This window comes from Mesorhizobium sp. M7A.F.Ca.CA.004.06.1.1 (assembly GCF_003999135.1).
In the GTDB taxonomy this organism is placed as follows: domain Bacteria; phylum Pseudomonadota; class Alphaproteobacteria; order Rhizobiales; family Rhizobiaceae; genus Mesorhizobium.
Map to the genome: position 1 here is coordinate 1 of NZ_RZPQ01000144.1, position 9,877 is coordinate 9,877.

The following is a 9,877-nucleotide window of genomic DNA, read 5'->3' on the forward strand; positions in this document are numbered from 1 at the left end:
CCGCGGCCATTGCCCTTGGTGTGCTATCCGTTGCGATGTTGGCCGGCTTCGGCTGGATGTGGACCAGGTCTGGCAATGGCCATATCGACGCCAACACGAATTGCCCATTGGACGGACCCTCCAGCCTGACCGCCGTCCTCATCGACGCCACTGATCCAATTTCGGCAACGACGATGGCTGATCTCAAGAACGAGTTCCGAAAGACCATTGGGCAGGTCGAGCCGGGTGGGTATGTGAGGATTTATACCCTGAGCTCGGCGCCTGGTGAGCTGACGGTGATGTTCGATGGATGCAATCCCGGTGATGGGTCGACCGTCGATAGTTGGACCAACAATCCTGCGCGGCGTCAAAAGAAGTGGGAAAACGCCTTCGGCGATCCTTTGAACAAACTTCCCGATGAAATCCCGAATGCGGCTTCCGCGAGCCAATCTCCGATCATGGCTGGAATTCAGAAAATCAAGCTGTCGCTCTTCGATAGCAGCTTGGCCAAACAGGGCAGTCCCAAGCGATTGGTGGTCGCCTCTGACATGATCGAGCATACGACGATTTACTCGCAGTACCGATCGGGACTGGATTACCAAAAATACCTCAACAGCGCCGCCGACCGCACATATGGGACGTCGCTGGATGGGGTGGGCATCACAATTCTTTATATCGATCGGGCAAAGAAGCCATTTCAGACCCTGGATCACGCGGAGTTCTGGACACATTGGGTCCAGAACCATCACGGCGAGTTCGAAAAGCTGGTTGGCTTGGATGGGTTAAACTGATGGCGAGAGCGCACGACAAACCTTTGCTGGATCATCCACGTCTGCCGGTCGTGGTTTTCGCGGCATTGACACTCGGCGGGTGTGTATTCATCGCCATTGCAAAACTCTCAGGCGTAAATCCGATCGTCGCGGCGGTAGCACCGGCCTGCCTGATGTTTTTCTATCTCGGGGTTTCGATCTTTGCTGGAAAGCTACAACTGCACGACGAGCAGACCGGCGATAACCTCTACTATATGGGCTTCCTGTTCACCCTGACGAGCCTTGGGGTCTCGCTGTTTCAGTTTGGAACGGAAGGCTCAACCGACACGATCGTCCAAAATTTTGGCATCGCGATCACGTCGACGATCACCGGTATTGCTCTGAGGGTTTTCTACAATCAGATGCGGCGCGATCCCGCGGACATTGAGCGAACGGCGAGGCACGAACTTGCCGACATGACACGGCGTGTAAGAGCCGAGATGGAAAGCGTAACCAGGGAGTTCGCCGACTTTCGTCGTGTCAGCCATCAAATGCTCGAAGAGGGCTTTGCAGAGATTGCCGAGCAAGCGGCACGCAATGGGGAGCACATTCGATCTGCCCTGGACAATATTGCCATGGAATCGATCAAGCCTGTCCAAGAGGCGTCTGCCAAGCTCAGTGACGCGTTGCAGCACAATTTCGGGCAAGTCGAAACCCAGTTTGCTTCGATAGCGAACCGCGTTGGAGCTGCAGCGGATTTGCTGGATAAAGCCAACAGCTCGATGTCCAACTCTGTTGGAAAGCTCGGTAATCAAGCCGACAATATGGCTGCCAAGCTGGAAAAGGTGGTTGTTCCTGATGAGGTGCTGAAGAACGATCTGGCGCCGATGGTCAAGCTCCTGGGTAATGCTGTCGCACAATATGCGATAAAAACCGAAACAGCCTCGCAAGAGCAGCAAACGCGGATGACCGGTCTTGCCGACGCAGTGATCAAGGTGGCGACTGGAGTGGAGAGAGCGGCAGCGGCCGCAGAAAAGACCGCAGAAACTGTCCAAGCGCAGCAGCGTTTGACTGAGGAGTTCATGGCTGTGATGCAGAAACACAGCAATGAAACACGCGGCCTCGTCGCAACCCTTACACAACATAGCCTCCCGGCCGTGCGCACGCCCCAGCCTCTGAGCAATGCGATAGCGAACGATGTCGAGCGAGTGGCGGCACCTTCCACTGTTGCCTCCCCTGTGGAGACGCCAATCAAGGTTTCGGATGACACGGAGGGCGACACCTTCCGATCGTTAAGCAGTCCGGCGGAGGTGGAGAAGGGTGAACCGCCAAAGAGAGCAAGTTGGTGGGGCAGGTGAGTGAGGTTAGCGGAACAGCCATTACGTTTGAGCGCAAGGGCTATGGCCGCGGCCTGATACTCGGCCTGACGATGGCTGAGACGATGCTGCTTCTCGTTTTCTGCCTTTTGCTTGCTGCAGGCGCGCTCATCGCCAAGACAAAGAAAGAGGCTGCGGCAGCGCAGAAGATTGCGCAGTCCCTCAATGAGAACGCTCGCAAGCTTGACGAGGAAAACAAGCGGTTGCTGGCTCAGCTGAATGCCATGGTCAAGCCTGCAAGTCGACGCAATGTACCAGATCAAGAATGGCGTGAATTGGTCCGGGCCAAAGAGGCCGCAGAGGCAATCAAAAAAGTGGGACTGACCCTTGAGGAAGCGGTGAAAAGCGCGCCGGCCGCCAAAGTCCTCTCTGACAACGACGTCGACGTTGATCAGGCCAAAGCCATGATCGAGAAGATGAAGGTTCTGCGCGAGCTCGGCTACGTTGGCACGGGCAAGACGTCCAAGGATCTTGCTGACGCACTGAAGAAGGCAAGGAACGAGGCCTCTGCTGACAAGCCACACGATTGGCCACCGATCATCAGTCTTAGCGAGCTCGATGGCTATAATTTCGATACTGGAAGTGCGGAGCTTTCCGGTGGCTTCAAAACGAAGTTGCGGCAGATGTCGAAGACCATTGCTGGAATTGCAACTTCCTATGGTGTGGACGTCATTGAGGTGATTGGCCACACGGACGAGCAGGCGATGTCCGGTGACTCATCGAATATGGACAGAGGCCTTCAGCCCGTACTGGCGCGCAAGATGGACATTGGCACACTCCATCCTGCCGACAATGCCGGGCTTGGATTAGCGCGAGCGATCTCCGTCACAGGCATCCTGCGCGATATGCCGGAACTGAAAGGCTTCACCATCCTGCCAATGTCCGGCGGCCAGTTGATATTGCCTGGCGACCGGCTCACCGACGGCGCACAGGCCGGCGACGTCAAGGCGAGGAGGCGAATTGAGATCAGGGTCAGGCAACGTTCGCGAGAGACAGATATTGGACTGGTTCCGGTACCAAAGTTGTGAGGCGAACTGCCCTTGGGTTTCGCTCACAGGGCTTGGGGGGGATTGCGGGGATGGGGTTTTACGTTCGAAAATCGATTAGTGCGGGACCTTTCCGCTTTAACTTCTCGTCTGGCGGGGTTGGCGCGTCCGTTGGCGTGCAAGGTCTTCGTATCGGGACTGGCCCACGAGGGCATTATATTCATGCAGGCGTCGGCGGTCTCTACTACCGAGGCACTTTGGGAAAGCGCAGCGCCAAGCAGACGCTGCAACTGTCTGAATTCCCATCTGGGCCAAAGCCCCATCCAACATCCTCACCCGTGGAATATGTCAGCGGTGGCGTCGTGATGAGAGAAATCGAGTCCGCCGATGTGATCGAGATGCGTGATGAGACATTTGCCAATGTGCTTGATGAAATCAATGCGAGGCAATCGCAGACGCGAATGTCGCTCATCCTGGCCGTGCTGTTTGGGATCGCCGGATTGATCGCAGGCGCAATGCTGGGAGGTGGGGTGGCGCTGATCGGTATTGCTGCCTTTTTGCCGGGCATGCTTATTGGCAACTGGTTGGACAGCTACCGCCGGGTGAGCGTGCTCTACTATGATTTGGAGCAGGACGCGGAGGCGGCCTACGGGCGACTTGTCGCCGCCTTTGACACGCTCACACGCTGCGCGGCGAGTTGGCATGTCGCGGCTGGTGGCAAGATAGAGGATCTGACGACTTGGAAGCGCAATGCGGGAGCCACGATGTTGGTCGATAAAAAGTCGACGACGCTCCAAGCTTCCTTGCCGACGGTTGTTCGCAGCAATGTCACACCACCGTCGATACACGTCGGCCGGCAAATCCTTTATTTCATGCCAGACATGATTTTGGTGAAGGACGGAAACCAGTACGGTGCCGTTGGGTATGGAGACCTCAGGACGCAATTTGCCCCCAGCAATTTTATTGAGACCGGCAAAGTTCCATCTGATGCTGAGATCGTGAGCTATACCTGGGCTCATCCCAATAAGAATGGCGGACCCGACAAACGCTTCAGAGATAATCGGCAGATCCCTGTCTGTCGCTACGAAGCCTTGCGGTTTTCTAGCCCATCCGGGCTCAACGAGCTGGTGGAATTTTCCAAGACAAACGTCAGCCAGCCCTTTTGCCAGGCTCTATTGGCACTCGCGCAAATGCACCGAAACGCTGGTGGCCAGTCCGGCTTGCTGAAAGCGCGCTAAGGAATTGGCTTGGTCAGCAAATGCCTTCGCACGGAATTCCGTCGCCGTCCCGGTCCAATTTGGGTCCCCAGCTACAGTTATTGAGATACCAGCGCGCCTCATCGCATGAGGAGATTTGCTTACAATAGCGACGCGGTTGACACGAATAGCTCTGAGCTATTTGGCGACGGCCTGTAAGGCCGTAGGATGTGTCATTACCGGGTTTATTGTTGGCTGCATGTGTTGCTCGCCAATCCCAAGGGGCTGTGAAAGTGCCAACCCAGATGCCAATCTTGGCCCTTTGGGCATCTGCCTGTTGTGACGCGTAACTACCATGGCTGTATCGAGGCCAATCCAGGGCATAACCCTGTTCGACCATCCAAGACGCAATGCTAGCACCGTCCGCCCGCTGACAATCACCAACGAAGCGGTTGTAACGATCCCACGAAACAAAGTTGCACTGGATGGGTCGGGATTGACTGAGGAAGATGTCCAGTGCTTCTGCGGATTTGCGGCCGCATGGGTATTCTTGCCCGCTTGCGTCGCTGCAGTTTTGGCTGCTTTCAGGTGCGTCGATGCCATTGAAACGAATACGCTGTCCGTGGATCTCGATCGTGTCCCCGTCAACGATGGACGCTACGCCGACGATAGGCTTCGGTTTTGACCCGAGTGCGCTTGCTGTATTGGGTCCCGCGATCTGGTTGCCCCACCCTGTAAAGTAGGAGGTGACATAAGCGCCCACTGCTAGCGTGATCACCAGGATCGCGGCTAATGATTTATGTGAAAAGAAACGCTTGCGCATAATTGAAACCCGGCCGCGTCTTGGCCGCGAGCTGCGGCGATGGGAATAGCGATCGCGATTCAATTTTCGATCCTTTGCGAAGCTGCCAAATGTTTTGCTAGCGCGTCTTTGACTTCTTGGCTGCTGCTTTCTTGGGCGCGGCTGCTGTGCGACCGAGGCCAATCGATTTTGCCAATCTGGAGCGATTGGCTGAATAGTTAGGCGCGACCATGGGGTAATCGTTGGAGAGGCCCCATTTTTGGCGATAGGCGTCGGGCGTCAGTCCAAAATGCGTGTTCAAGTGTCTCTTGAGGGACTTGAACTTTTTGCCGTCTTCGAGGCAGACGATGTAGTCTGGAGTGACTGAGCGCTTGGGGTTGACCGCGGGAACTTGGTCGGGTTTTTCCGGTTCGGACGGCTGGCCGATACGCGCTAATGACGAATTGATGCTGGCAATAAGGTCCGGCAATGAGGAGACCGGCACTGAATTCTTGCTCACATAAGCCGCAACGATATCGGCGGTAAGCTCCATCAGCGCGGTGGCCGTATTTTGGATTTCGTCAGTCACTTCATGGCTCCGGACTTCTGCAGTGAAATCCCGATCTATTACTTATCGGCTAAAAAAACCAGTAGAGGGAGGATACTAAATGCCAGGCGCTAATAGTGATGAATGTTAAAGCGCCAATCAGAATGCGGAACCACGAGAGACGGTGGATTGATTGGGCGCGGCGTTTTCTTTGTATGACCAGGAAAGCGGCTTGAGGCTCACAGGCGGATGCATTTAGATTTGGACGAGTAGGACCTACGCATGACATTTTCGAAAGACCCGCCGCCGGAGGTTAAGCCCCAGAAGGATAAGGCAAAGACTGGATCTGAATTGGACCGCGTTCCAAGTGCGGGAGCCATTCGGGTCCGCAACGGACTCTCTGTGTCAGAAAAAGACATTGTGGAGGCGGCTAAATACGGGGGCAGGGAGCGAGAATCCTCGTCGGATAGCGACTAGGCAAAGGGGGCCAAGAATGCAGGCTCTGACCCATATCACACGTCGCAATATTGGACGGTGTCCAGAAGTGATCGCAGTCGTTTCTAATTGAACACGGCTGTTTTTTCTTGCGCGAACGCTCTACGCGGGCTCTAGCTGGTTCTCCTTTCAAAGGGGATGTAAGTCTTGGACGTAAAACAGTCAGTCTTCCAAAGCGATCTCCCTCTAAAGGAGAAACTCGAGCGCGCCAGGATGGAGTTGCTCGATCTTTCCGCCCGCAATCGACTTTTGAATGTGCCGCGGTTTTCCAAGAGCGCGAAGACGATCGATATCGTCGATGAGAAGTCGTCCGAAATTTATCGATTGCTGGTGACCGAAGGAAAGGCTTTTACCTTCCTGGCCGGCAAGCCCGATAGGCCGAAAGCGGGCCAGGATGAAAGCAGCCCTCCAGACGAAGAGATCGACTATTCCCCCGTCGCTCTCGCCCAACCAGAGGACGATGGAGTCGATAACAGAGGGATATCCGCGCGGCACTCGGACACCAAGCTGCAGACGCGTATGACCCCAACTGGGCTGCAGCGGCGGCTCCTTGATCTCTACCATGATGCCCGCACACTCGAGGAAGAGCAGGGCGTCAATATCCTCTTTCTGGCCCTTGGAATGCTGAAGTGGATTGACCCGAACAACAAAGAGAACATCCGTCAGGCCCCCCTCATTTTGGTGCCGGTTCGGCTTGAGCGAGGGGCCGCTGGAGAAAAATTCCGCCTACGAGCCCGGCCGGAAGATCTTACCGCAAACCTCTCCTTGGAACTCTATCTCGACCGCATTCACAAGCTCGCTCTGCCGCGTTTTGAGGTGGGAGATGACTTCGACGTCTCGGCCTATCTCGATGCCGTTGCCGAAGCAATTTCGACCAAAGAGGGTTGGGAGGTGCTTCGCGACGATATGGTGCTCGGCTTCTTCTCGTTTGCGAAGTTCTTGATGTACCGTGATCTGGATCCGGATCTCTGGCCCGATGGCGCAAAGATTATCGAACAACCGAAGATCCGCTCGCTTCTTTCAGATGGTTTCGAAACACGCGAGCCGCTTATGTCGGACGACATAGCGATTGATCCGCACATTGCGCCCGCCGAAATGTTGCATATCGTCGACAGTGACAGTTCTCAGACACTGGCGATCCATGACGTCAGAAAAGGTCGCGACCTCGTTATCCAAGGTCCGCCTGGGACAGGAAAATCGCAGACGATCGCAAACATTATTGGGTCGGCCGTTGCCGACGGAAAGACCGTGCTGTTCGTGGCCGAAAAGATGGCAGCGCTGGAGGTCGTCAAGCGACGGCTTGACACTGCTGGGGTGGGGGACGCCTGCCTTGAGCTGCATAGTAACAAGGCGAACAAGCGCATGATGCTAGAGGAGCTGCGGCGAACCTGGCAACTCGGATCGCCCAGGGGCCAGCTTCCTTCTTCCCTAACTGATCGCTTGCTGGAGGCTCGCGATAAACTCAACGCACATGCTGCACGAATGCACGTTGCGTTCGGAGCGTCCGAACTCACTCCTTATCAGGTTCTCGGCCAGCTAACCCGACTAAGGCAGGTCGGTCAGAAACCAGTGGACATCGAACTTACGGATGCCACAAGCTGGACAACTGACGGCGTTTCGCAACGTCGCAAATTGCTCGATGAGGTCTCTCAGCGGATCAACGAGATCGGCTTGCCGATCCACCACCCGTGGCGGGGAGTTGGCCTGGATGTCGTTCTTCCAACGACCATTGAGAGGCTCGTCCCACGCATCGCGGCGTTGCTGGACCAAGCCAAGGCACTGCACGCCAAACTGGTCGGTATCGCTGAGCGGATCAAGGCCGAGCCTCCGAAAATTCTCAGCGACAGCGGCGAGATAGAAGATCGCGCTGAGCTTCTCGCGTCCGCGCCTGGACTTCCTGCCGAGGCGCTCGTCTCGCCGGTATGGGATGAGCGTCCGAAAGACATTTCATCGCTTCTCTGGTCAGGAACGGATTTCGCCCGCAAGTCCGAGGAACTTTCGGAGCAGTTGGCGGCAACGGCTATCGACACGCCAATTGAAGGTCTCGAGACAGAGCTTGCAAAGCTTCCCTCGGAATTTCCGAAAGATGGTTTCCATCGTGCGCGACAGCTCACCATTCTGCTCCCACGCTTGAGGGAAGAAGCTGAGCGCCTGAATCAGGAACTCGGATCGGCGATATTGCCAGACACGTTGGCAGGCTTGCTCAGGCTGGCCGTGACCGGCGAGCGAGTAGCGGCAGCACCTGACGCAAGTCCGGAGGCCTTCGCAGCCACCGTTTGGGACTCCGGACTTGAGCAGGCAGGCGACCTTGCCGACAGCGTAGCGACGCTTGAGGCTGCCAGAGCCGACCTTCAGGGCAAGGTTGTTGACGCGGCGTGGAGCACCGAGGTGGCCGCGGCGCGGCAGGCGCTCGCCACACACACGGGAATATTGAAAGCATTGAACGGCGACTACCGTCGCGCCACAGCACTTGCGCGGACTATTGTGGTCGACCCTAGCGCGCCTGCGACGCAGATAGTTGGTCTCCTCGACCTTTTGATGAAGGGTCAGGCTGCCGCAGCAAGAGTCCGCGAAGGCGACGCTTTTGGCCGTTCCGCCTTCGGGGCAGATTGGCGTGGGGAGCGATCGGCTTCCGCGCCACTGCTCGCGCTAGTGGAGTGGATGCGGACTCTACGAGGGCTAGGCCCCGAACCTCGGATTATCGCCGGCCGGATGGCGGAACGCTCCGAGGCCGGTGCGCGTGCAGCGCGCGTTCGCAAGGTTATCGAAATCGGTCGGCCAATTATCGAAGGTTTCTGGAACGATCTCGGGCACCTCGCGTCATCCATGCTAGGCGACGTGGCTTCCGCCGAGCGGGCCTCGCTGCAACTGATGGAAGCGAAGGCGAGCACTGTAGCTCAAGCCGATGATGCGTCACGACAGGTTCTGACTGACGTTCCGGATCTAATCACTGAGCGGGTGGAGCTACTGCGCCGACTAGGCAGACTACAAGCACTTGCTCAAGGGATCGATGCGGGAGAGAGCCTTGGCAAGTTCGTATTCGGCTCGTCGTGGCACGGTCGAGGATCCGATTGGGCCGCTCTCACGCAAGCCGAGCTTTGGCTGAAAGAAAATGGCTCGATCCGACATCTGGCTGCGCGGTTGCCTGAAAGAATCGAGATCGCAAACTCGGCACGTTCAGCACGTGAAGCGGCCCAAGCGGCAGCGCGGGAATTGAAGGCGCTTACAGGGGATTTGAAAGCCGATGCTCCCTCCTTGTTTGGAGTAGTCGATTTTCCGGACGTCGCGATAGGCGAGGTCGTTTCTCGGCTGCAGGGTTGGCTCGATCATCAGGAGCAGCTCTCGAAATGGGTTGCCTATGAAGAGCGATCCGAAACGGCCCGAAAGGCTGGACTGGGACAGTTGATAGACGGCCTAGCCAACGGCCAGATTACAACAGGATCGGCTCGATCAGTTTTTGATATGGCCTACTACGAACGAATGTTTCTGGCGATGGCGACCGATGAGCCGGAGCTGGCAAGGTTCGACGGGGAACTGCATTCCAGGGCTGTACGTGACTTCGCAGATCTGGACCGCCAGCGCATCAAGGCCGGCGCCATCGAAGTTGTAACGGCTCATCACCGGAAAATTCCTTCAAGAGACGGCGGAGCTGGACCTGTCGGACTGCTTCGTTCTGAGATGGCGCGCAGACGAGGCCACATGCCCATCCGGCAATTGATGCAGAAGGCAGGCCCTGCCATCCAGGCGCTGAAGCCAGTGTTCATGATG

Annotated in this window: 7 protein-coding genes; 5 read left to right on the forward strand and 2 right to left on the reverse strand. The window is 56.6% G+C overall.

Features of this window, described 5'->3' with window-relative positions; translation table 11 throughout:
• From EN906_RS37250 to EN906_RS11650, 4 genes are all read left to right on the forward strand, one after another.
• Nucleotides 1–770 (forward strand): hypothetical protein (locus tag EN906_RS37250; RefSeq protein ID WP_164777151.1); only part of this gene is annotated, 770 nt, incomplete at its 5' end.
• On the forward strand, nt 770–2,086 hold the full coding sequence (locus EN906_RS11640; protein ID WP_063169428.1) for a hypothetical protein: 1,317 nt from the start codon (nt 770–772) through the stop codon (nt 2,084–2,086). The genes EN906_RS37250 and EN906_RS11640, both read left to right, overlap by 1 nt.
• A complete protein-coding gene (locus EN906_RS11645) occupies nt 2,083–3,132 on the forward strand; it encodes a hypothetical protein (protein ID WP_082826712.1) in 1,050 nt (349 codons plus the stop codon). The genes EN906_RS11640 and EN906_RS11645 overlap by 4 nt, the downstream gene beginning before the upstream one ends.
• Before the next feature lie 50 nt (nt 3,133–3,182).
• Nucleotides 3,183–4,328, forward strand: coding sequence for a DUF4236 domain-containing protein (locus tag EN906_RS11650; protein ID WP_095770037.1), 1,146 nt, complete (start codon nt 3,183–3,185; stop codon nt 4,326–4,328).
• Between the two features lie 13 nt (nt 4,329–4,341).
• Here the strand turns inward: EN906_RS11650 and EN906_RS11655 are convergent, their stop codons facing one another.
• Together EN906_RS11655 and EN906_RS11660 are read right to left on the reverse strand one after the other, a co-directional pair.
• On the reverse strand, nt 4,342–5,172 hold the full coding sequence (locus EN906_RS11655) for a thermonuclease family protein (RefSeq protein WP_127224212.1): 831 nt from the start codon (nt 5,170–5,172) through the stop codon (nt 4,342–4,344).
• A 34-nt stretch (nt 5,173–5,206) separates the two neighbouring features.
• Nucleotides 5,207–5,620, reverse strand: coding sequence for a MucR family transcriptional regulator (locus EN906_RS11660; RefSeq protein WP_082826711.1), 414 nt, complete (start codon nt 5,618–5,620; stop codon nt 5,207–5,209).
• A gap of 636 nt (nt 5,621–6,256) precedes the next feature.
• Here EN906_RS11660 and EN906_RS11665 point away from each other — a divergent pair.
• Nucleotides 6,257–9,877: DUF4011 domain-containing protein (locus tag EN906_RS11665; protein WP_127375184.1), on the forward strand; the 3,621-nt coding region annotated here is incomplete at its 3' end.